The organism is Candidatus Spechtbacteria bacterium (assembly GCA_016188605.1).
Lineage (GTDB): Bacteria > Patescibacteriota > Minisyncoccia > Spechtbacterales > JACPHP01 > JACPHP01.
This window is the reverse complement of sequence record JACPHP010000009.1, coordinates 37,438-59,574: the sequence shown is the minus strand read 5'-3', so window position 1 is coordinate 59,574 and position 22,137 is coordinate 37,438. Positions and strand designations below refer to the sequence as shown.

20 protein-coding genes are annotated in these 22,137 nt (G+C 41.4%); 10 read left to right on the top strand and 10 right to left on the bottom strand.

The features are described 5' to 3' along the window. The first annotated feature begins 76 nt into the window (after window positions 1-76). The 3 genes from dnaA (at window position 77) to HYV65_01695 (ending at window position 3,127) form a co-directional block, all read left to right on the top strand. On the top strand, window positions 77-1,447 hold the full coding sequence (gene dnaA, locus HYV65_01705) for a chromosomal replication initiator protein DnaA (protein MBI2462932.1): 1,371 nt from the start codon (window positions 77-79) through the stop codon (window positions 1,445-1,447). Between the two features lie 222 nt (window positions 1,448-1,669). After that, window positions 1,670-2,809 (top strand): DNA polymerase III subunit beta, encoded by a 1,140-nt coding sequence (gene dnaN, locus HYV65_01700; protein MBI2462931.1) that lies wholly within the window; start codon window positions 1,670-1,672, stop codon window positions 2,807-2,809. A gap of 9 nt (window positions 2,810-2,818) precedes the next feature. Then, complete coding sequence (locus HYV65_01695) at window positions 2,819-3,127, top strand: hypothetical protein (protein ID MBI2462930.1); 309 nt, start codon at window positions 2,819-2,821, stop codon at window positions 3,125-3,127. Window positions 3,128-3,171: 44 nt separating this feature from the next. Here HYV65_01695 and HYV65_01690 read toward each other — a convergent pair whose 3' ends face one another. Then, complete coding sequence (locus HYV65_01690) at window positions 3,172-5,664, bottom strand: transglycosylase domain-containing protein (protein ID MBI2462929.1); 2,493 nt, start codon at window positions 5,662-5,664, stop codon at window positions 3,172-3,174. Between the two features lie 345 nt (window positions 5,665-6,009). Between HYV65_01690 and HYV65_01685 the strand changes: the two genes are divergently transcribed. Continuing rightward, window positions 6,010-7,218 carry a tyrosine--tRNA ligase gene (locus HYV65_01685; protein ID MBI2462928.1) on the top strand — a complete coding sequence of 403 codons (1,209 nt, stop codon included), beginning with the start codon at window positions 6,010-6,012 and terminating at the stop codon, window positions 7,216-7,218. A gap of 40 nt (window positions 7,219-7,258) precedes the next feature. Here the strand turns inward: HYV65_01685 and HYV65_01680 are convergent, their stop codons facing one another. From HYV65_01680 to HYV65_01650, 7 genes are all read right to left on the bottom strand, one after another. Beyond that, the gene (locus tag HYV65_01680; protein ID MBI2462927.1) at window positions 7,259-8,605 is read right to left on the bottom strand and encodes a hypothetical protein; all 1,347 of its coding nucleotides are present in this window, start codon (window positions 8,603-8,605) and stop codon (window positions 7,259-7,261) included. 65 nt (window positions 8,606-8,670) lie between these two features. Next, entirely contained in the window at window positions 8,671-9,324 is a 654-nt protein-coding gene (locus HYV65_01675) for a hypothetical protein (protein ID MBI2462926.1), read from the bottom strand. Continuing rightward, window positions 9,300-9,770, bottom strand: coding sequence for a crossover junction endodeoxyribonuclease RuvC (gene ruvC, locus HYV65_01670; GenBank protein MBI2462925.1), 471 nt, complete (start codon window positions 9,768-9,770; stop codon window positions 9,300-9,302). Before ruvC ends, HYV65_01675 begins: the two co-directional genes overlap by 25 nt. A 233-nt stretch (window positions 9,771-10,003) precedes the next feature. After that, window positions 10,004-10,732, bottom strand: a complete 729-nt coding sequence (locus HYV65_01665) for a YebC/PmpR family DNA-binding transcriptional regulator (protein MBI2462924.1) — start codon at window positions 10,730-10,732, stop codon at window positions 10,004-10,006. A gap of 71 nt (window positions 10,733-10,803) precedes the next feature. Further along, entirely contained in the window at window positions 10,804-11,901 is a 1,098-nt protein-coding gene (ruvB, locus tag HYV65_01660; protein ID MBI2462923.1) for a Holliday junction branch migration DNA helicase RuvB, read from the bottom strand. Window positions 11,902-12,407: 506 nt separating this feature from the next. After that, window positions 12,408-14,087, bottom strand: coding sequence for a type II/IV secretion system protein (locus tag HYV65_01655; protein MBI2462922.1), 1,680 nt, complete (start codon window positions 14,085-14,087; stop codon window positions 12,408-12,410). A gap of 46 nt (window positions 14,088-14,133) precedes the next feature. Next, entirely contained in the window at window positions 14,134-14,697 is a 564-nt protein-coding gene (locus HYV65_01650) for a hypothetical protein (protein ID MBI2462921.1), read from the bottom strand. A gap of 232 nt (window positions 14,698-14,929) precedes the next feature. On the opposite strand from HYV65_01650, the gene tsaE reads away from it, so the two are divergent. The 5 genes from tsaE to HYV65_01625 all read left to right on the top strand — a co-directional run bounded on the left by tsaE (window position 14,930) and on the right by HYV65_01625 (window position 19,771). Then, on the top strand, window positions 14,930-15,370 hold the full coding sequence (gene tsaE, locus HYV65_01645) for a tRNA (adenosine(37)-N6)-threonylcarbamoyltransferase complex ATPase subunit type 1 TsaE (protein MBI2462920.1): 441 nt from the start codon (window positions 14,930-14,932) through the stop codon (window positions 15,368-15,370). A 6-nt stretch (window positions 15,371-15,376) separates the two neighbouring features. Then, a complete protein-coding gene (locus tag HYV65_01640) occupies window positions 15,377-17,629 on the top strand; it encodes a hypothetical protein (GenBank protein ID MBI2462919.1) in 2,253 nt (750 codons plus the stop codon). Between the two features lie 50 nt (window positions 17,630-17,679). Continuing rightward, window positions 17,680-18,078 carry a response regulator gene (locus tag HYV65_01635; protein ID MBI2462918.1) on the top strand — a complete coding sequence of 133 codons (399 nt, stop codon included), beginning with the start codon at window positions 17,680-17,682 and terminating at the stop codon, window positions 18,076-18,078. Between the two features lie 13 nt (window positions 18,079-18,091). Next, on the top strand, window positions 18,092-18,652 hold the full coding sequence (gene lepB / locus HYV65_01630) for a signal peptidase I (GenBank protein ID MBI2462917.1): 561 nt from the start codon (window positions 18,092-18,094) through the stop codon (window positions 18,650-18,652). 69 nt (window positions 18,653-18,721) lie between these two features. Further along, window positions 18,722-19,771, top strand: a complete 1,050-nt coding sequence (locus tag HYV65_01625; protein MBI2462916.1) for a DUF3048 domain-containing protein — start codon at window positions 18,722-18,724, stop codon at window positions 19,769-19,771. Between the two features lie 47 nt (window positions 19,772-19,818). Here HYV65_01625 and HYV65_01620 read toward each other — a convergent pair whose 3' ends face one another. After that, window positions 19,819-20,199 (bottom strand): helix-turn-helix transcriptional regulator, encoded by a 381-nt coding sequence (locus HYV65_01620; protein MBI2462915.1) that lies wholly within the window; start codon window positions 20,197-20,199, stop codon window positions 19,819-19,821. Between the two features lie 624 nt (window positions 20,200-20,823). On the opposite strand from HYV65_01620, the gene holA reads away from it, so the two are divergent. Continuing rightward, on the top strand, window positions 20,824-21,846 hold the full coding sequence (holA, locus tag HYV65_01615; GenBank protein ID MBI2462914.1) for a DNA polymerase III subunit delta: 1,023 nt from the start codon (window positions 20,824-20,826) through the stop codon (window positions 21,844-21,846). A gap of 30 nt (window positions 21,847-21,876) precedes the next feature. Here the strand turns inward: holA and rpsT are convergent, their stop codons facing one another. Beyond that, the gene (gene rpsT, locus HYV65_01610; GenBank protein MBI2462913.1) at window positions 21,877-22,134 is read right to left on the bottom strand and encodes a 30S ribosomal protein S20; all 258 of its coding nucleotides are present in this window, start codon (window positions 22,132-22,134) and stop codon (window positions 21,877-21,879) included. Between the last annotated feature and the right edge of the window lie 3 nt (window positions 22,135-22,137).

Here is a 22,137-nt window from a genome sequence, read left to right as displayed (position 1 = left end):
CGGTTTCCGACACCTTCCAATAAAGTAACCAACCAATATAACCTGTGTTGGAATTAGCAAGTTAAATTTTTTTGCAATGAACCCGAACGAACTATGGCAAGCGGCTTTGGCCGACATAGAGCTTCAAATTTCTCCCGCAAATTACATAACGTGGTTTCGTAATACTTCTATCACTGCAAAAAATGATGGGGAGGTTATTATTGCTGTTCCTAGCGGCTTTGCTAAAGAATGGTTAGAAAATAAATATCATAAACATATACTTAAGGCAATAAGAACGCTTGCCCCTGAAATAAAAGAAATAAGCTATATAATAAACGCGCGAAAAAATCCCTTAACTCAAAATACTAGGGTTCGTTTGATTACCCCACAACAGATGCAAAAAACAAATTTATACGAACTGCCCTTGGAACGCATAGTGGTAAATAAAGAGACAGGACTTAATTCAAAATATACTTTTGACTCATTTATAGTGGGATCTTCAAATGTAATAGCTCATGCGGCAGCCCAAGCTATTATTAAACAACCCGGAACACTTTATAACCCCTTATTTATATACGGGGGGGTGGGGCTTGGTAAAACACATCTTTTGCAAGCCATAGGAAATGAATTTTTCCAAAAAGGAAAAAAAATTAGATACCTTTCTTCTGAACATTTTTTAAACGATCTTGTTGTGTCAATGCGCAACAAAAAAATGGATGAATTTAAGGCGCGCTATAGGAAAATTGACGCGCTAATCATTGATGATATTCAATTTATAGCCGGTAAAGTAACAACACAAGAGGAGTTTTTCCACACATTTAATACTCTTTACGAAAACAATAAACAAATTATTTTAAGCTCTGACAGACCGCCACAATCAATTGCAACACTTGAGGAGAGATTGCGATCTCGTTTCGAGGGAGGAATGATCGCTGATATCAGTTACCCAGAATATGAAATGCGACTAGCCATTTTACAAGCAAAATGTAAAGAAAAAAACCTTAATTTACACCTAAGTATCCTTCAATTTATCGCGGAACAAATACAAAGAAATATGAGGGAGCTAGAAGGCGCTCTTAATATTCTGCTTACATCTAAAGCAAATGAGCCAGATCGGCAAATCACATTAGAAGATACTAAAAAAGCATTAAGGGGTATTGTTAAAAACTCTCGTCCTCTCATAACACACAAGGTTATTACTGCCGCAGTGTCTGGGTTTTATAATATTAAAGAAAAGGAAATATTAAGCAAAAACAGAAGAAAAGAGCTCGCTCACGCGCGTCAGGTTATTATGTATGCCATGCGCGAAGTTATTCACACCTCCTATCCATTAATTGGCAAAACACTTGGGGGAAGAGATCATACCACAGTTATGCATGCTTGTAATAAAATTGCGGAAAAATTAAAAAAAGATGAATTTTTTAGAGAGGAATTTGAGATAATAAAACAAAAAATACTACAATTGTAGGGTGTACAACGTGTGGAAAACCATATGGATAAGTTGTGGTAGAACTGAACACAAGTACGAATATTTCTAAAAGCGCCTAGTAATACACTATATTGCGCCTTGTTTATACACATAGATATGCATATCTATTCTACTGATAAATAAAAGGTTAAATTTACTTATCCCCAGAATTGTTGAGACACTAACAACTATTACACTATAAATAAATATAATAATTAGATTATGGAATTCACCTGTACTAAAAATAAATTTTTTCAAGGAATACAGTTAGTTGAGCGTGTATGCGGTCGTAATACCACACTGCCCATTCTTCAAAATATTCTTATTAGAGCAGAGCAGAATAGATTAGTGTTTATTGCTACTGATTTAGAGGTTGGTATTTCCGCGTGGGTTTCCGCTAAAGTGCAGAAAGAAGGCGTATTGGCCTTACCAGCGCATACATTAAGCGGTCTTATACGGACAATGTCAGATGATTCAATTATAGGAGCTGAAAAAAAACAAACACTTATTATTACAGGAGTAAATGAAGGCGTTGTGGCTCAAATAAAAGGCGATGACCCGACAAACTATCCTCTTTTACCTAAACTTTCTCGCGATAACGGTTTTAATATAGAGGCGAATAAATTTGCGCATTCGCTCGAACGCGTTATACACTCTTTATCCGTTGTTGATACTAAGCCAGAGTTAACGGGCATATTAGTAAAATTTACACCCAACTCAATTATTTGCGTTGCTACAGATAGTTTTCGTTTAGCAGAAAATACAGATCTATATAAGTCAAAATCAGATGATGATATAAATTTTATTTTACCAATGAGGGCAGCTCAGGAAATTATACGTATTTTTCAGCAAGATGAATCAATTTCACCGCTAGTTTGTTATTTGGGCCAGGGCCAGGTATTGTTTGAATATAATCCCAACGAACAATCAAATATTCCGGCACTAACACTTATCTCTCGTCTTATTGATGGTGATTATCCTGATTATATACAAATTATTCCCAAAGAATGGAAGACAAAAGTAATTATTTCTAAATCAGAATTATTAAATACAATAAAAAGCGCCGGATTGTTCGCAAATAAGCTAAGAGAAATAGGTATTCGTGTATTACCAGCGCAGAAATGCGTTGAAATATCAACAGAAGATTACGACAGGGGGTCATTTAAATCTCGCGTGTCTTGCAATATTGAGGGAGGTGAAGATCAAGATATTGTGTTTAATTATCAATATTTGCTTGACGGCTTGCAACCCCTAGAGGATTCTGATGTTATAGTTAAAATAAAACAAAAAGACGGCCCGATAGTGTTTGAGCCGTCTTCAAAACAAGAATATCGTTATATTGTGATGCCACTAAGGAAATAATTATGTTTTATGTGGAGTAAGCTTTCTTTTACTATTGCCGATTATATTAAAAAAAAGGGTCTAGAAGCTCCATTTAAAGAGAATGAAGTGTGTGTAGTATGGAAGAGTGTTGTGGAGGAGTTATACCCTAGTTCTAGTATATACAGCAAGGCAGTGGGCGTGCAAAATAACATATTGAAAGTTTTTGTTAGCCAACCGATCTGGGTGAGTGAATTTGAGGGTAATAAAAAAGCATTGATTGAAAAAATTGTTGTAAAAACGCGATTTCCGATTCAGAATATTTTATTTATATATAACCACCCTGTGCCTAAAAATTAATAATAGTTATTGCGCCAAAACAAATCATTTATCACCTTCAATAATTAGTTAGATATAAAAGGAAATGATTTAGACAAAGATTCTCCCGACTTATTACCAACCTCTATTCTTACAGTAGAGGTTTTACTGTCTTTAATAGGTTTATTAAGATAAATATCCGCAGTAAAAGACAATGTGTTTTGATCAGATAAATCCTTTACCAAAATAATCCTATCATCTTGCGTTATGCGAAGAGTAGAGATTGGCGTGGTTGATATTAAAATAATCTCAGCAATATTTTGAGAATTTTTTTGGAGTTGGTATTGCGTTGGAGATAGTAAATCAATAGATATGGGCGGTATTGGTTGTGTTGGATTATTAGGTTGCGGCGCTGTTGGCGGCGGCGGAATTAAAATAGGGTTAGTTTTAATCCAGTTTGATATAGCAGCCTCCCATTGAGAAAATTGAGCGTCGCCTTGAGAGTTTCCTTGTCCGCGAGGATTGTCCTTGTCAAGGAAATATAAGATTGTATGAAATACCCCATCTACGGTTTCAAGTCCGGCTATATTACCATCGAGAATAAGGTTTCCTGTCTGCGATGGTGATAATACTGGTAGAGTAGAAGCGCGAGAAACTATAAAATCACTATTTGATTTAGGGCGATTATAGATATATGTTATTATTTTATTCCAAATAGGAGCTGCGGCATTAACCCCCCCTTGCGTCATAAACGTGCCATCGTTATTGCCAACCCATACACCAACAACAATATCGGGCGTGTATCCCACAGTCCACGCATCGCGATAGTTTTGCGTTGTGCCGGTTTTTACGGCAGTTGATATATTGGGAGTGTAAAGATTTCCATGCCTACCAAAAACAGGCGCTCTTAGATCGTCAGAAGAGAGAATGCCGCTAATTAAATCAGTGACTGATTTATCAAGCACTAGCTGTGGTGTTTCGTTGTGTTTTTGAACAACATTTCCTTCAGTATCCGTGATAGATATAATGGATGTTGTGGGCATATAACTCCCACTTGTCGCGAACACTCCATACGCGGACGTTTCTTCAAGAAGAGTTACCTCGCCGCCACCTAAAACTAAAGACAATCCATACCGGCTTGGATCGCGCAAAGACGTAATACCCATTTTTTTAGCAAGACTAATTGTTTCCGATACGCCAGCAAGGTAAAGGGTTTTAATGGCAGGAATATTAATTGATTGCGCCAACGCTTCTTTCATTGTTACGGGGCCGCGGAAAGTTCCTGTGTAGTTTTGCGGGTGATAACATTTTAAGCCATATTGATCTTTATCTTGCGACCCATCAGGAGCGCAGTAGGCGTTAAATTCTGTAGGTATGTCAAAAATAATAGTATCAGGAGTGTATCCTTTATTAAAGGCTTCTGAGTATGCAAAAGGCTTGAACGACGATCCTGGTTGGCGCGGACGAATAGCAACATTAACATTAGGGTCAAAGGCGCAATTTTTTCCCGAGATACAACCGGCCGGAGATGGGTCGGCGAAGTAGTCGCGAGACCCCACCATCGTTAAAATTTGGCCAGTTTTAGGGTCGATAGTAACAAGGGCGGCATTCTGCCCTTTATTTTTGAGATTTTTAAGCGCCTCTTCTTTAATAATCTCCTCAGCTTTTTTTTGCAGATCCCAATCAAGTGTTGTGCGCACAACAAGACCTGATGACTGGAGATAGTTAGGTCCATATATTGTTTCAAGCTGTTCTTTTACGTAAAGCACAAAATGAGGCGCTTTAAAACCCCCTTGATTTTTTTGGAAAGTAAGTTTTTCTTTCAGCGCATTATCGTAATCTTCTTGCGTGATATAATCAAATTTTCGCATGCGATCCAAAATATATTGTTGGCGCGCTATAAGCTCATCAGGATGATTACCATGAGGAGAGTAATATGTTGGCGCGCGGGGAATCGCGGCAAGGAGGGCGGATTCCGCTATAGTTAGATCTTGCGCGTGTTTGTTAAAATAAAATTCGGAAGCAGCCTCAATTCCGTAAGTGTTTGAGCCATAAGGAATTTGATTAAGATACCATGTAAGAATTTGATCTTTGGGGTAGCGCCATTCAATTTCAAGCGTTAATATTAGCTCTTTTATTTTTCTAGGTATTGTCTGCTCGCGAGTTAAAAATGCATTCTTTACAAACTGCTGGGTTATTGTTGAACCTCCTTGAAGTTGCATGCCTCCGCTTTGAATGTTCTTAAACATAGCGCGGATTATTCCCTTAACATCTATGCCAAAATTAGTATAAAAAGAATCATCTTCAGCGGAAATTGTCGCCCATTTAATAAAATTAGGAATTTGATCTTGAGAAATAATTGTTCTTTTCTGTTCATCATAAATATCATATAAAAGCACAGTACCCGTGCGATCATATATTTTTGTGGACTCAACTACGCGCATATTTGTTAAGTCTTGAGGAGAGGGGAGGGTTTTAACATAGTAGGCGACTACTCCGCCGCCAACAAGAAAAAGCCCCATGATTAAAGCTATGAAATAAAGGAGGATAGTACGAAGTTTTTTTAATAGACCAGTCATGGGCGTTATGTTATATTTAGATTAATTATGGTTATCTCAAAACTCAAATCTAAAATCGCAAAACTAAAACTCAAATCTTAAATCTACGGAAGAAATTTTGAAATTTTAGATTCAGTAAAAGATTTTCCGCCCGAGGCGCCTGCCCGCCTCTGGCGGGGATCAGCCTTAGCGTAAAATTACATTTTGTTGTAATTTTTGTTAAACGTAGAAATACATTCTGTTGTATTTCTTGCTCTGGCTGAGAGATTTGCCATTTGAGATTTAAGATAATAAAATTTCAAAATAAATTTAGTGCTTAAAATTTATTTTCGAGACAGATTTATATTAGCCTCACCTTTATATTATATGTCAATAAAAAAAACAAGCGATACACAGGCCACTCAAGAACTTGTTATTCAGGTTATAGAGCGTGGCGTAGTAGAGATTATCGAGAAGGACCACCTGTTAGAAGCCCTTAGAGGGGGCAAAAAATTGCGTGTTAAGTTTGGGATTGATCCAACAGCGCCAGATATTCACCTTGGCCACACTATACCCTTGTGGAAATTGCGACATTTCCAGGAGCTTGGTCATACCGCGGTTATTATAATTGGAGACTACACGGCTTCTATAGGGGACCCGTCGGGTAAAGATACTACGCGCCATTCGTTATCTCTAAAAGAGATTAAAAATAACAGCGCTTTGTATAAAAATCAAATCTTAAAAATTCTTAAAAAAGATCAGACAGAACTCCATTTTCAGAGCGAGTGGTTTAACAAATTTCGCCTAAAAGACATCTTGGAACTAACATCACGGCTGTCAGTATCTTATCTTTTGAGTCATGAAACATTTCGCAAGCGCTTGGAAAACGAGCGGCCGTTTATGGCACACGAAATGTTATATCCGCTCCTTCAAGGGTACGATTCTGTAATGGTTAAGGCGGATGTGGAAGTTGGGGCAAGCGAGCAGAAATTTAATATTCTTACGGGGCGCGTTTTGCAAAAACAAGCCGGCATGGAGCCGCAAGACGTTGTTTTAACCCCATACCTTATCGGCACGGACGGCGCACAAAAAATGAGCAAGAGTTTGGGTAATTATATTGGACTTTCAGAGGAGCCAAACTCTATGTACGGAAAATTAATGAGCATACCAGACGCTTTAGTAAGAGATTATTTCACCTACTTAACAGAATTATCTAAGGAAGAAATACAAAACCTTGTAGAGGGAGGCAATCCTCGCGCTACCAAAGCCCTACTAGCACACATAATCACTGAATTTTATTGGGGTAAAAAAGACGCTGATGAAGCGGCGGAAGAATTTGATAGGGTTTTTGCGCAACATCAAATACCTTCAGATATACCAGCCATCACTATATCCAAAAAAGAGATAAATATAATGGACTTTCTTGTTGCGCTTAACCTCGTGCCTTCAAAAAGCGAAGCAAAGCGCATGGTGGAGCAAAGGGCGGTATTTATTAATGATGAAATAATTGAAGACTGGCGGCAAACCATTACACCTAGCGACGGAAGTGTTGTTAGGGTTGGAAGAAGAAAATTTGCAAGGGTGCGCATAAAATAAGTGAATAGCAAAAACTCCCCGCCGCGGCGGGGAGTTTTTGCTATTCACTGTAAGGAATTCTAACATTTTTTGCGGGATCGACTAAAAATCGTTTAAGATCTCTTCTGCCTATAATAATATCGTGTTTCATTTCCTCTCGATCAGCCACAAATGCTTCTGTGCTTATTTTTTTATTTCGTAATTCAAAAACAAGATCAATAATTGGTCTATTTTCTTTTCCTAGCACACCGCGAACATGTTTGTACTTTTTTATCCCAGTTAGATTTAATTGTTCCGCTATTTTTACATCAAGCGTTGTGCGATAGGCGCCGGTGTCTATCTTGGCCACGGTAGGGTGTGTGATACCATTAGGCGTGATTATAGAAATATTTTCTCTTATACCAATAATATCAGTGCGCTGTAACCCCTCCTGTTCATGCGAATTGTCGTCACAAAATATATTTTTTGCAATTTGTACCCCTTGTTTTATAGAATGTATTTTTAACCCCTCTACGCGCTGAAGGCGTGAATAAAGTGGTGCCCTATTGGCAAGCTGAATAGCGAGTCCAGGGCGCGCGTTGCACTCCAAGATCATAGGCCCTCTATACTTATCAATGCTTATATCAACCCCCAGGAAATTTGATCCAATAGCTTGTTGAGAAGCAATCGCAAGCTCAAGTATTTCTTCCCAATAAGGGATGGCGAGGCCTGCCAATGGAATCCTTAAGTTGTCGGGATGAAATGTTATTGGTTTGTCGTGGTGAATTGCAAAAGTAGTTTTACCAGTAGAGATATCTATGCCCACGCCAACTCCGCCCAAGTGCAGGTTTGCCCTTCCGTCAGATTCTGTTGTCGGCAAGCGCAACTCCGCCATAACAGGAATGCTGTTGTAAACCACAACCCTAATATCAGGCATTCCTTTGGATGTAAATATGCGAAATTCTTTGAGTAGTTTAATCCTTTCCTCAAAATACGCGGTGTCTTGCGTTCCATTTATGGAATATTTTCCATCAAGGATGTCTATAATATGTTTTGAGAGAAAATTGGTGTCCAGATGAGTACGGCGTAAACCGATCCATGTGCGAGTGGGTATGTGGGGCGAGCCTACAGCTCGCGAGTGATTTTTTTTACACTCTCCATATGCCACCACAATACCCGCGCCACCAAATCCTTTATTTGGTTTAAGAGCAAAACTCAAAGGAAGCGACGACCAGTTAAAATTAAGAGCTTCGTCAGCCGATCGAATAACAGCGAATGTTTTTGGCGTGGGAATATTGTTTTTTTCTAAAATCTCTTTTGTTTTAAGTTTATTGTCTATTAATACGCGCGTGTACGGCGAAGTTGACCGCTGTATAAACAGCAAATTGCGCGCGTTAATGCCAAGCAGGCCATTAAAAAAAGGATTCATAATTAAGAAGAGAATAGCAGAGTGTTTATGTGAGACATCTTATGCGGGGTATCCGATACCCCACATTATTGGTCAAGAGACGACCTGAAACGAAAATATTCGGTCAGGCGCAGTCCGGTCCAACGTCCTAAAAATACCAATAAAATAACCCCGAGTGCAAATGATAGCCAAGGATAAACCAAGAATATATAATCAAGAATTTCTATGCGTATAATAATTACACCAGCCAGAAGAATAGATAAAAATTCTGCCGCGGCAAAAACTGGCGGTCTATTGCCCTCAAATAGCCTTTCTGTGAGCACAAGGGCGGTGATAACTATAAGCGGCGTTATAAAAGGAATTGTTGATCGGTTGTTTATATCAATAAATACGAAAGGCAGCGTAGAGCCTATGGCAACGAGTATAAATAGTCCGATACGAGGAAGAAACAGAAGATGGGTATATTTTAGAAAAAGGCGCGTTATAAAACCAGCCGCAATCACAGACGAGACAACAATAAATCCAAGAGCAACACCCGTTTGGGCAACCAGATATATTGAAACAAGAGGCGCCGCGATTCCGACACCACGCAGTCCGATGATTTGTCTTGCGGCAACAACAAAAACAATTAAAATTGGCGCAAATAAAACAAAATGCAGTGTTGCGTTTGTAAATCCCGCGGCTGTTGCGCCTGGTGCGTATGAAATTAGATTTTCTATAAACAAGAATGGAGACAGCATATTGCAATCGCAAGACCATCGGCCGCATCATCGGGACGAGGTATGCTTTCAAGCCCCAGGAGTTTTTGAACCATCTTTTGGACCTGGTTCTTATCAGCCTGGCCATAGCCGGTGACAGCCTGTTTAATCTGCAGGGGAGTATACGAACAAACAGGGATTTTTGCAAGAGTGGCGGCAAGGAGCAGAACGCCGCGCGCTTGTCCTACCTGAATGATAGTTTTTTGATTTTTAAAGTAAAATAAATCTTCAATTCCGAATAATTGAGGTTTGTAAGTTTCAATAAGTTGTTGAGTTTGGGTAAATATCGTTGCCAGGCGTTCAGTCGGATCTGTTTTGGCGGATGTGGTAATGCATCCAGACGCAATATGAACAGCGCCTCTAGTGCTTTTTTCTACAACACCAAAACCTACGCGCGCGGTGCCAGGATCAATTCCGAGTACTCTAATGTTCATAGAAATAAATCTCAAATTTCAAATCGCAAAACTCTCAGCCAGAGCAAGAAATACAACAGAATGTATTTCTACGTTTAACAAAAATTACAACAAAATGTAATTTTACGCTAAGGCTGATCCCCGCCAGAGGCGGGCAGGCGCCTCGGGCGGAAAATCTTTTACTAAAACTCAAATCTGAAAACTACAGCGAAGATTTAAGGATTAGATTTACTATTTAAGTTTTGAGGTTATTCAGTAAAAGCTACATTACTGTAAACGCTCTGTACATCATCCAAATCATCAAGCGCTTCCAAAAGTTTGCGCAACTGTTCTTCAGTAGGGGTGTCTACGGCAGTCTCTGTTTTAGCGCGCATCTCAAGCTCTGAAGATTGAATTATTACACCCTGTTTTTCAAGATTAACTCGCAAGGTTTCCGCATGATCTGGAGCGCAGTATGCAAAAAGCGTATCCTCGTCCCACTCCGTGTCTGTTGCTCCGGCATCTATAACCGACAATTCAAAATCATCTTTAGATTGACCGGCTGGCAATTGAAGTGAAAATACAATCGTTCTATCAAACAACCACTGCACGCTTCCCCCCTCTGCTATTTTGCCTTGGTGCTGATTAAGCACGTGTCTTACGTCGGCAAGGGTTCTGTTCTTGTTGTCGGTAATAACCTTAATAAGAAGGGCGGTTCCAGCAGGTCCGTATGCCTCCATAGTTGTTTCTTCGAATTGCTCACCATCAATACCTCCAACGCCTTTTTTAATAGCGCGATCAATGTTGTCTTTAGGCATGTTAAGACTTCGCGCTTTTTCAATCGCAGTACGAAGTGTGGCGTTCATATTAACATCACCCCCGCCAACACGCGCGGCGACAGTAATTAAGCGAGCGGCTTTAGCAAAGACCTGAGCTCGTTTTTTGTCGTTAGCTTCTTTTTTGTGTTTAATACCTGCCCAATGGGAGTGTCCAGACATACCTAATTAAAAATTAAAAGCGAAAATTGAAAAATTACGGAATCCCGCAAGCGGGATGTGTATATCTCTATCTAGAACAGATTTTGTTGGTTTTGGTTTGTAATGTCAACCTCATTAGAAGTTTCATTAGCATTACTAACACGAGTCTGCAAGGTTTCCGCGGAGTTGTTTCTAACTGGGTCAATACCGAGGTGTTGATAGGCGAGGGGGGTGGCGATGCGTCCGCGCGGCGTGCGTTCGATAAATCCGAGTTGGAGAAGGTATGGCTCGTATACTTCTTCAATTGTATCCTCTTCTTCCGAGGTGCCTGCGGCAAGAGTAGAGATGCCAACAGGCCCGCCGCGAAATTTGTTTATAATAATTTCCAAAATTCGTCTATCTGTTGTTTCAAGCCCCAGCTCGTCTACTTCAAGCATATTAAGCGAGTGCTTTACAATTTCTGGTGTAATAATACCTTCGCCGCGCACATCAGCATAATCACGCACTCTTTTAATAAGTCTATTTGCTACGCGAGGAGTGGATCTGCTAGATCTAGCAATTAAAGGCAGTGCATTGCCCCTGCTCTGTATGCCCAGCATTCGCGCTGACCTAGTAAGTATCTGGCCAATATCCTCATGGCTGTAGTATTCTACATGCAGCGTTATGCCAAAGCGAGATCGTAAGGGAGATGAGAGCAGGCCGATGCGTGTTGTTGCCGCAATGAGCGTAAACGGGGGGAGCTCAAGTTGAATTGTTCGCGCAGAGGGACCCTTTCCGAGAATAATATCAAGCGTGCGATTTTCCATCGCGGGGTACAACACCTCTTCAATTGTTTTATTTAGACGGTGCGCTTCATCAATAAAAAGAACTTCGCCGGGCGTAAGATTGGTGAGGATTGAAGCAAGGTCGCCAACACGCTCAATTGCCGGGCCAGAGGTTAGTTTAATCGATGTACCTAATTCTCTAGCGATAAGATGGGCCAGGGTCGTTTTGCCAAGACCCGGGGGCCCGTAAATAAGCACATGATCAAGAGGATCGCTTCTTTTTTTGGCGGCCTCAATAAACACGCGCAAATTGTTTTTAGTGTTTGTTTGGCCGATATAGTCGTCCCAAGAGTGAGGGCGGAGAGCCAGATCGAGGGTCACGTCTTCAGATAGGTGATTTTTTGATAATAATGGATCGTCGGACATAGTAAAATTTAAATCTCAAATCTGAAATCGCAAAACTCAAAATTACAACTCAAATCTTGAAACTACAAACTACGGTATTTTTCCGCCAGAGACGCCTGCCCGCCTTTGGCGGGGATCAGCCTCGGGCTGAAGATTTGAGATTTAGATTTGCAATTTGCGATTTGATTTTTGAGATAATGATATGTTATTCCGTCTTCCTTGACAAATAGTTCTTAATTTGCTAACATGTATCGATACATCCATAAGGATGTGGGCAACACGTCTGTCCTATGATAGACACGGGATTTTTCTTAGACACCGGGCGTTTTGGTTCCGACTGAGGCGTTCCTCGGAAAAATCCTAAATCCTCGGTTCCCATGCCAGGAGTTGCCTACATCTTTGTGGATGTCTTGCCCCGAGCTTGTCGAGGGGTTTTTGTTTTAATAAGTCCATGGTTGTGGACTTATTAAAACAACCCTTTCGAAGCCCTGATCTTATCAGAGCGAAGGAGGGTGCTCTCTATATATCTATTCCTCTCCCATAACTCTCTTAACTTCTTCAATAGTTGTATTACCGGCAATCACATTAAGCACTCCATCTTGTTCCATAGTTGTAACGCCAATAGAATAAGCTAAATCTTTAATTTGTGCGATTGTAGGATGTTTTTGAATTAGTTGTTCAAGTTCTGGTGTCATCGGCAAAATTTCAAAAACACCAATTCTTCCGCGATAACCAGTTGCCGTACATTCCTCACAACCTACCGGTATATACAGCGAATCTGTTACCGAGAAAACCGGCTTGGGAAATTGTATAGGAAGCGAATTGATAACGTCTTGAATATATGCCATCTCCTCTTTAGTCGGCGTATATGATTTTTTGCAAGCCGCGCAAAGCACGCGTACTAATCGTTGAGCGATAATCATATGAAGCGCAGATCCTAAAACGGCGGGGTCTCCGCCAAGCGACATAAGGCGGGGAATAGCGCCAGCAGCATCGTTTGTGTGCAGTGTTGAAAAAACAAGGTGGCCTGTAAGCGAGGCGTGAATTGCAGTATCGGCCGTCTCGTCGTCACGAATTTCTCCAACAAGAATAATATCCGGATCTTGGCGCAGTATGGAACGCAGACCGCTAGCAAACGTATAATTGTGTTTTGGGTCAACCTGTGTCTGAGTAATTCCTTCCAAATGGTATTCTACGGGATCTTCAAGCGTAATGATTTTTACCTCAGGAGTAGCTAGTGTTTTTAAAAAAGCATATAGCGTGGTAGTTTTTCCTGATCCCGTCGGGCCTGTTACAAGTATCATGCCGTTTGGCTGGTGGATTTGAGAATCTATAAGTTCAAATAAATTTTGGCGGAAGCCTAAATCAGCCACAGATTTTAGTGAAGCCGGATCTAGTACTCTCAAGACTATATTTTCTCCATATTCTCCGGGAAGCGCGGAAGATCTAATTTCTATTTGATCCTCACCAGACGCTAGAGAAAAGCGTCCATCCTGCGATGTGTTCTTGATATTTAATTTCATGCCAGATAATAATTTAACACGAGAAAGCAATAGTCGTTGGGCGTGAGGGGATATCTCCGTGATATTGTGAAGGATTCCATCGATGCGCAAGCGTAGGACGGAGCGATCTTTATCTTGTGTCTCAATATGCACATCCGACGCTCGTAAGTTAAGCGCCCCAGCAAGAATCATCTCAAGAACACTAGATACCCGCTCTTCGGAAAGCGTTGAGAGGTTTTGGCGCAAATCATCCCAGGAATGAATTGATTCTCGCAGGCTTTTGACCGCATTGGGGGAGATGCTTACTTCGCCGGTAATCTTTGTTTTCCCTGTTGATTTTGGATATTGCCCCCACGCCTTTTTAAGACTTGTTTCGGAGACAACAAATATAGTAACGCGAATATATTGGTTTTTTAGTGAGTCAATAATATTTTTCGCGTTTTTATTGCGCGGGTCTCGAGCGACTATCTGAATTACACGTCCGGTTTTTTGGATGATAGCAATTTCAGCTTCTCGCGCTTCGTCTTTAGGAATAATTTGTACCGCTTCCTGCTGAATGGGGACAAAAGAAAGATTGATATAAGGCAGATTCAAATCTTCCGCAAGTTTTTTTGCAAATTCTTCCTCTTCCTTGGCGCGTAAAGAGGTTATTTCATGCTCTTGTTCGCGTTGTTGTTCTTTTGGTATTACAAACGGAGATTCCATATTTTGTATCGTACCTAAATTATGCATTTTAGCCAATTGCAAGCAATTAGCTTTTTTTTGACAGAGCGAATCCCAAGTGCTCTATCAGGTCGTTTGATGCTTCAAATATTTCTTTATCCTGAAGATATGTAGCTAGAAAAATATTCTTCTGTACAAATTCAATAGGTTGTAGATAAGCACTGAAATTGGTACGGGAACTTAAAATAAGAGCGCGATTTCCAAAAAGGGAGCGGGATTTTGTTTGCGGCGGATCGCTCCAGAGAATTATAACTGTTTCTTTGGGATAAATATAATTGCGAAGTTGCAAAAGAAGACGTGGGATTTGCATCGGTGTAGTTTTGGTCTTAATAAAGCAAGATTCTGCTAGCACGCTCCAGCATGTACCAACCTCATTATCACACGTTAGATTACTAAGTACCTCACCCCATAAATATAGTGAAGATAGAGATCTTTGGTTATTTTGTTTTTGTGAGGCTTTCTGATAATCGGCCCCCTTCTCAACAAGAATCGATGCAATCTTTAGTGATTGCGAGCTGACTTTGGGGTGTTGAAACTTGTTTGTCTGTGCAATAATGTCGGTAAGTAGGTCGGTTGCAGCCTCAGTGTTCATAGGGTTGCTAGATGTGTAATAGATTATTGTCTCACATTCGATTATTTATCTCAAATCTCAAATGGCAAATCTTAAATCTAAATCGTAAAACTCTCAGCCAGAGGCTGATCCGCCTCGGGCGGAAAATCTTTTACTAAATCTTAAATCTAAAATCTTCGCCATAAGCCTCTTGTAGTTTTTAGATTTGAGTTGTAGTTTTGCGATTTAAGATTTGCGTTTTGAGATATTCGCTATGGAATATATATCGAATAGTCCGCTAGAAACACAGAAGATTGCCGCAAGGTTTATTATAGATGCTATTAAGCGTCCTAGGTCAGGCGCTCTTTGTGTTGGACTTGAGGGGGAGCTTGGAGCAGGTAAAACAACCTTCACGCAAGGCATAGCAAAAGGACTCGGTATTACGAGGATCGTCCAGAGCCCAACTTTTATTATTATGAGGCCTCTTGTACTGCCAAAAACACTACACGGTATTTCCACGTTTTATCACTTTGATTGGTATAGACTTTCTAGCCCATCAGATATCAAAATTCTTGAGTGGGATGAAATTATTAGTAATACTTCACATCTTGTGTTGGTTGAGTGGGCAGATAAATTTCCTTCGCTTTACCCCGAGGGAATGATACAAATTTATTTTTCTATTAAGGATAGCGCTAGGAAAATATCATTTTTGTAATAAGTAATGAACAAAAATCAACATAAAGAATTTGTAATATTAGATTCAAACGCGCTTGTGCATCGCGCCTATCACGCGTTGCCACCCCTAACGGCGCCGGATGGGGAGCTGGTCAACGCAGTCTATGGGTTTACTGCAATACTCTTAAAAGTACTAAAGGAGTTTAATCCAGACTATGTCGCGGCTGCTTTTGACATGGCAGCTCCGACGTTCCGCAGCAAAGAATACCGCGAATACAAAGCAAAACGCGTTAAAGCTCCAGATGAGCTTTATAATCAAATACCTCGAGTAAAAGATGTATTGTCAGCTTTTCATATACCCGTATATGAGCACGAGGGCTTTGAAGGAGATGATATTATTGGCACATTAGTAGCTCAAGCTCCAAAGAAACACCAGTTTACTGATCTAGAAATTATTATTGTTACGGGCGATATGGACGCCTTGCAGTTGGTGAATAAATACACTCGTGTGTTTACCATGCGGAAGGGAATAAACGACACGGTGTTGTATGGAGAGAAAGAAGTATTTGAGCGCTATGGATTAAAGCCGGATCAACTAGCAGATTATCGCGGTCTGCGCGGTGATCCTTCGGACAATATTATTGGCGTGCCCGGTATCGGAGAGAAGACAGCCATGAAGTTGTTGCACGAATTTATAACCCTAGAGGGTTTATATGAGGCTATTAAAGAAGATAGTCCCGCGTCTATTAAGCCGCGCATATTAGAGTTGTTGCGAACCCATAAGGACGATGCGTTTTTTAGTAAGATGCTCGCGACAATTCGCATAGACGCGCCAGTAAAATTTTCACTTCCGGCTTCGCGCTGGAAGAATTTTGACGCAAATCAGATTCAAGATTTATTTAAACAGCTAGGTTTTTCCACATTATTTCGCAGAATCACAGAGCTTGGGGTTGATGGCCAAGCAATCACACTCGCGTCGGCGCAAGTAAAAAAGACCAAACAAGGCAGTCTGTTTGGCGTAGAGAAAGAACCGACTATACAAGAAAAAATAGAAGAAGAGTTTAAGCAGGGAGTTTTCTCGAAACAGATTTATGATTTGGAGATTAATATAACGCCGGTTCTACAGGCGATGCAAAAAAGGGGAATAAGGCTTGATGTCAGCGCCCTGCAGAAGATAGAGAAGGATATATCTGCAAATATTGGGCAGCTTGAAAAAAAGATTTTTGATATGGCAGGCGGTGAGTTCAATATCAATTCGCCTCAACAATTATCAAACACCTTATTTGAAAAGCTAGGCATATCCTCCAAGGGCGTGGGCAAAACTCCCGGCGGTGAAATCTCTACATCCGCGCCGGAGCTTGAACGTATCAGCGACGGGAATCCTATAATCGCGCTTGTGCTAGAATATCGCGAGCTTCAAAAGTTGCTTTCAACATATCTACTGCCACTGCCAACGCTAATGGCAAAAGATGGGCGCATTCATACAACTTTTAATCAACTTGGCACCACGACCGGCAGAATCTCTTCTTCTAATCCGAATTTACAGAATATTCCGCTTCATACGAATATAGGTGCTGGGATACGCAGCGCGTTTATTCCCGCGCAGGGAAAGAAATTTTTATCCGCGGATTATTCGCAAATGGAATTGCGCGTCATCGCGCATTTGGCGCACGACGAGGAAATGATCGCAGCGTTTGGCAGGGGAGAGGATATCCACACGCACACGGCCGCCCGCGTGTTTGGAGTTGACGAAAAAGACGTGACAAAAGAGATGAGGTTTCGCGCCAAATCCCTAAACTTTGGCCTTATATATGGTATGGGTGTTCGGGCATTTGCTCGCCGCGCAAAAATTTCTAACAAGGATGCCAGCGATTTTGTAGATAAATATATGCTTGTTTTTAAAGGCGTTACCGCATACATGGAGAATACCAAGAGATTTGTGCGCCAACACGGATACGTGGAAACACTGTGGGGTCGCAAGAGATTTATCCCCGATATTGACTCGCGCGATCCGCGCATACGCAAATCCGCGGAGCGCGCGGCAATTAATATGCCAGTGCAAGGGACTTCCGCTGATATTGTAAAACTAGCAATGGTGCGCGCGGAGAAAGAGTTTCCGGGCCTAGCATTACTCTTGCAGGTGCACGACGAATTGTTGTGGGAAGCTGATGATGATATAATACAGAAAAGGGCGCAGGAGATACGATTGCTTTTAGAAAGTATTGTTGAATTATCTGTTCCGTTGACCGTCGATCTTAAAGTTGGAGAATCCTGGGGAGAGATGCAAAGCATCTCTTAAAATTAAGAGCCATAATATTTATGAAAGATAATAAAATAAACAATCAAGAGATGAGTGAAAAAACAGATAGTTTTGATACAACCAAATCTACAGCAGTTCTTGTTGTTGAAGACGATCAATTTCTTAGAGATCTTATTGTTCATAAGCTTATTGAAGAGGGTTTTACTGTCTTCGAGGCGATTGATGGGGAGGAGGGATTAAATAAGGCGCTCAACAACAAGCCGCAGATTATTTTGCTTGATATAATTTTGCCGGGCATTGACGGTTTCGAGGTTCTTCGCCAGCTTAAACAGAAAAAAGAGACAGAGAACATTCCCGTCATTGTGCTTTCTAATTTGGGACAAGAAGATGACGTTGAGCGCGCTCGAGCGCTGGGCGCTAAAGATTATCTAGTTAAGGCACAGTTCACACCGGCTGAAATCATTGAAAAAATTAAAAAAGATTTATAGGAATAGCCTCTATATGCAATATATTAGCGAAAAAATGCTTAACGCATTGCGCGATAGAAGGCTTCTGTATCTAATCATTACAGCCGCTATTATCCTAGCCGCAGGGGGGTTTTTGTTGACGAAGAAGAGCCATGAAACCGCATGCATAACCAGAGAGGCAAGCGATAACGTTAAAGGTGTTTCCATGGTCCCGTTATTAAAAGATGGGCAGAAAGTACACTCGCTTTATGGTTACTATTCGTGCAATCCAGTACAAAGAGGAGATGTGGCTATTCTTGCATTCGCTACGCGAGATGACTTATTGATTAAAAAGATTGGCGCGGTGCCAGGCGATGAAATTTCTTTCCAAGGAGAGAATGCGCTTCTCAACGGCACGCCGCTTGTAAATTCGGCTGGTCAAAAATACGTTTTTTCTTCAATTTCTTCAAACATTCTCTCCAAACAACTTCAAGACGGCAAAGTCCAGAATGATTTGTATTTAATTTTAGGAGACGAGATTGATGCTAGCTCCTTTGATTCGCGACGGTTCGGGTTTGTCGCAAAAGACCATCTCGAAGGAAGGGTTATTTATTAAATCTTTATTTTTATTTTTTCGATAGATAATATTCTAATACAGATAAAAAACCGCAAAAAGGCGGTTTTTTTGGCAACAATAGGCGCGGGGCTTATCGGCGCGGCGGGTATTTTTATTATTCCCAACAGGATTATGGTGTTTGACAAGGCGCTGGAAGAAAAAAATAATGCGCCCGTAGCAAAAGATGTGCCAGAAATAATTTTACCAATAAGTTCTCTACGCGGCGAGCCGTGCCCTCCTTCGCCTAAAGCTACGGAAGGGCAAGGCGAGAGCGCGGGACGCAGGCCGTTTGCCGTGATGATGGCCGAAGATCAGGTCGCTCGTCCGCTTTCAGGTATTGGGTTGGCTGATGTTGTTATTGAAATGCCGGTGATTACAAATGGCATTAACCGCATGATGGCGCTTTTTCAATGTAGTTTGTCGTCAGAAATAGGGTCTGTTCGTTCCGCGCGCCACGATTTTATTCCGCTTGCCGCGGGTTTTGACGCGATATTTGTTCATTGGGGAGGGTCGCACTACGCGTTAGACGAATTAAAATTGAATGTTATAGATCGTATCGATGCTTTAGTGAACCCATTTAACACATTCTGGCGTAAATCATATGTGAGAGCGCCGCATAACGGCTTTACGTCGGTTGATAATATGTTGCGTGCGGCGCAGGGATTGGATTATAGTCTAACATCTACATTTGCAGGATATGCCCGTATCTCAAACGAAGGGAGAAACGATAAAAGCGGCACACTGAAGATTTATTATCCCGCCCGCGTTGATTACGCCTATGATCCATCCTCGGGTAAATATTTACGTTCACGCAGTAATATGAAAGAAGTTGACGCGTTGACGCAGCAACAAGTTAGCGCGGATGTTGTGGTTGTGATGTTCGCGCCGTCACACCAACTAGAGAAAGATTACAATACGGTGGCGGTGACGGGCGAGGGAGACGCGCTGGTTTTTCAGAAAGGAATAAGGCAGGAAGCTAAATGGCGTAAAGATGCCAGAAAACTTTCAAGCCCGTTAGAGTTTTTAGATAAAGATGGCAAACAAGTATTTTTAGTAAGGGGTACTATGTGGATTCAAATTGCCGATCCCGGGACTAGGGTTGATTGGATAGGAGAATAATATAAGCAATACAAAAGCCTCCACAATTGTGGAGGCTTTTGTATTGCTTATTGAGTACGATCCAATAAATATTTCTTCTTGATTATTTCCCACGCCAATTCCATTTCCTGCACCGCCTGGTGCGGCGCACGGTGTTTGGATTTAAGGTATGCGCCGAGGGCTGGCAGGCCATCGGCAGATTCTTCGATAAAACCAGCGCGCTCCAAAATGAGCTGCACGGGCAAGTTGTATGCCTTAGCAAACTCTTGAAGTGTTTGCACTGTGATTGATTGAAATACCGCGCCAGATTCAATTTTAGATATATAGCTTGGAGTGAGAGAAGTGCGGCGTGCTATCTCGTGCATGCTTAGCCCAAAATCAAGGCGCAAGGATTTAAGATACTGGCCCAATAACTGCATGTTTCGTGATGGTTTTTCAAAAGGTTTCATAGTATTGCATCAATGAAGAGCCGAATAATTACTATTTCTTTGTGGTGGCTGGGCGGGGGTCTGGGCCACAGAGAAATAGTAATTATTCGTCTAACCCACTGCAGTAAGTTTATTCTAAAGACCTGTGTATAACAATGGGGACATCTTTTATTATACCAATGTGTATAAAAAGAAACAACTGCAATCTTAAAATACACGAAAATGTTTGCTCACAAAAGTTATACACAGTTTGTATTTTGGCTTAAATAAAGCAAAAACAACACCCCGCCCTATGTCTGATTATTTTTCATTACAAACTGTGTATTTTTGTATACAATAAGATATGGCGTGTATACACAATGTTTCTAAAAATAATCAACAGTAGAATAAACAAGGAAAACACAAGCAAATTTTTTATTCTTAGGATTTGCGCGTTTGAATGCATTTGGATATAGATAGTTTGTCATCTCGAAGTCGTAACAACGACGAGAGATCTCTCGGAGTTTCTACTCCTCGACAAGAAATACAAGAGAATGTATTTCTACGTTTAACAAGAAATACAAGAGAATGTATTTCTACATTAAAGATGACAGGCAAAAGCGTAAGTCCTAATCCTCAAGCGATTTTCGTGCTAGTATTGCAGTGATGATTATCTTTCTGCACGGACCAGACACATATCGCTCGCGAGCTAAAATGCGTGAGTTTGTTGGGGCATATAGGAGTAAATATGGCAGCGGTCTCGCAGAGTCCACTATCTATGCGCCGCAAGACGGTTTTGGTATTTTTTGGGAGCGTTTCGGCGACAGATCTTTATTTGCGCCAAAGCGTCTTATTGTTGTGGAGCGCGCGCTTGAAAGCAAGGATTTCTTGCGCGACTTGGGGGCGAATAAAAACCACGCCGCCATTGCCGATGACACGCAGGCATTTATTGTTTTCTGGGATGAAGCGCTGGCAAGCTCGGTGAAGGAATCCTCTGTGATAGAAAAGATAGCTGAAAAAAAACAGGAATTTTCTTTTTTACGCGGTCCCGCGTTTCGCGCATGGGTGTTAAAGCTTGCCGAGGCGCACGGTATTTTGTTTGAGCCAAAAGCGTTAACGCTATTTAGCCAGTGGCGTGAAGGTGATTCATGGCAGACGGCTAACGACATTCAAAAACTTCGTGCCTATGCTGAGGGTGGGACTATAAAACAATCTGACGTGGAGATGCTTGCCCCACCGCCCCAACAAGTACAAATTTTTTCAACAATAGACGCTCTTTTTGCGGGTGATGTAAAGAATAGTTTGTCGCAAATTGAAAGCCATATTAAAGCAGGGGATGATCCTCTTTACCTGCTTGCCATGATCGCGCGGCAGATGCGTGTTGTCACTGCGCTAAAATCGCAGAGTGAGGGGGTAGCCAAAAACCCTTTCAACAAGAAAGGGTTTTTGGCTGGCGTTCATCCATTTGTTCTTCGCAAAACATCTCATATGGCAAGGCGCATTTCGTGGCAGTCTGCTCAAGATTTAATGCAGGCGGTGCATGAAACAGACGTGTTAATAAAACAAGGAGCTCTAGACCCGCAGTTGGGTGTAGAGCTCCTTGCGCTTCGTGTCGCCAGTGCCTTTAGCGGGGCACTCGCTGACACACGCGGACAGTCGCAGAAATTGTCTGCGTTTTTCCGCGTTTAGTCTGCGTTATTCTGCGAGCCACAGCAGTGGCTATTTTGCCACGGATTTTGCAATGCGTGACTTGTAGCGCGCCGCAGTATTTTTCTTAATAAGATTGGTTTTAGCCGACTTATCAAGCACTTTGTATACTGCCGGAAGCTGTTTTCTAGCTTCTTCTGTTTTGCCTTCGCGGACGAGCTTCTTTAGGTCCTTAATAGCGTTTTTCATCGCTTTTTTGGCAGACGAATTGTGCTCGCGTCGCTTGGCGCTTTGTCGCAAAGCTTTTTTAGCTGATTTAGTAATAGGCATATG

Coding starts and splice junctions, on each gene's coding strand:
- dnaA (MBI2462932.1), top strand. CDS start 77: ATGAACCCGAACGAACTATGGCAAGCGGCTTTGGCCGACATAGAGCTT.
- dnaN (MBI2462931.1), top strand. CDS start 1,670: ATGGAATTCACCTGTACTAAAAATAAATTTTTTCAAGGAATACAGTTA.
- HYV65_01695 (MBI2462930.1), top strand. CDS start 2,819: ATGTGGAGTAAGCTTTCTTTTACTATTGCCGATTATATTAAAAAAAAG.
- HYV65_01690 (MBI2462929.1), bottom strand. CDS start 5,664: ATGACTGGTCTATTAAAAAAACTTCGTACTATCCTCCTTTATTTCATA.
- HYV65_01685 (MBI2462928.1), top strand. CDS start 6,010: ATGTCAATAAAAAAAACAAGCGATACACAGGCCACTCAAGAACTTGTT.
- HYV65_01680 (MBI2462927.1), bottom strand. CDS start 8,605: ATGAATCCTTTTTTTAATGGCCTGCTTGGCATTAACGCGCGCAATTTG.
- HYV65_01675 (MBI2462926.1), bottom strand. CDS start 9,324: ATGCTGTCTCCATTCTTGTTTATAGAAAATCTAATTTCATACGCACCA.
- HYV65_01665 (MBI2462924.1), bottom strand. CDS start 10,732: ATGTCTGGACACTCCCATTGGGCAGGTATTAAACACAAAAAAGAAGCT.
- ruvB (MBI2462923.1), bottom strand. CDS start 11,901: ATGTCCGACGATCCATTATTATCAAAAAATCACCTATCTGAAGACGTG.
- HYV65_01655 (MBI2462922.1), bottom strand. CDS start 14,087: ATGGAATCTCCGTTTGTAATACCAAAAGAACAACAACGCGAACAAGAG.
- HYV65_01650 (MBI2462921.1), bottom strand. CDS start 14,697: ATGAACACTGAGGCTGCAACCGACCTACTTACCGACATTATTGCACAG.
- tsaE (MBI2462920.1), top strand. CDS start 14,930: ATGGAATATATATCGAATAGTCCGCTAGAAACACAGAAGATTGCCGCA.
- HYV65_01640 (MBI2462919.1), top strand. CDS start 15,377: ATGAACAAAAATCAACATAAAGAATTTGTAATATTAGATTCAAACGCG.
- HYV65_01635 (MBI2462918.1), top strand. CDS start 17,680: ATGAGTGAAAAAACAGATAGTTTTGATACAACCAAATCTACAGCAGTT.
- lepB (MBI2462917.1), top strand. CDS start 18,092: ATGCAATATATTAGCGAAAAAATGCTTAACGCATTGCGCGATAGAAGG.
- HYV65_01620 (MBI2462915.1), bottom strand. CDS start 20,199: ATGAAACCTTTTGAAAAACCATCACGAAACATGCAGTTATTGGGCCAG.
- holA (MBI2462914.1), top strand. CDS start 20,824: ATGATTATCTTTCTGCACGGACCAGACACATATCGCTCGCGAGCTAAA.
- rpsT (MBI2462913.1), bottom strand. CDS start 22,134: ATGCCTATTACTAAATCAGCTAAAAAAGCTTTGCGACAAAGCGCCAAG.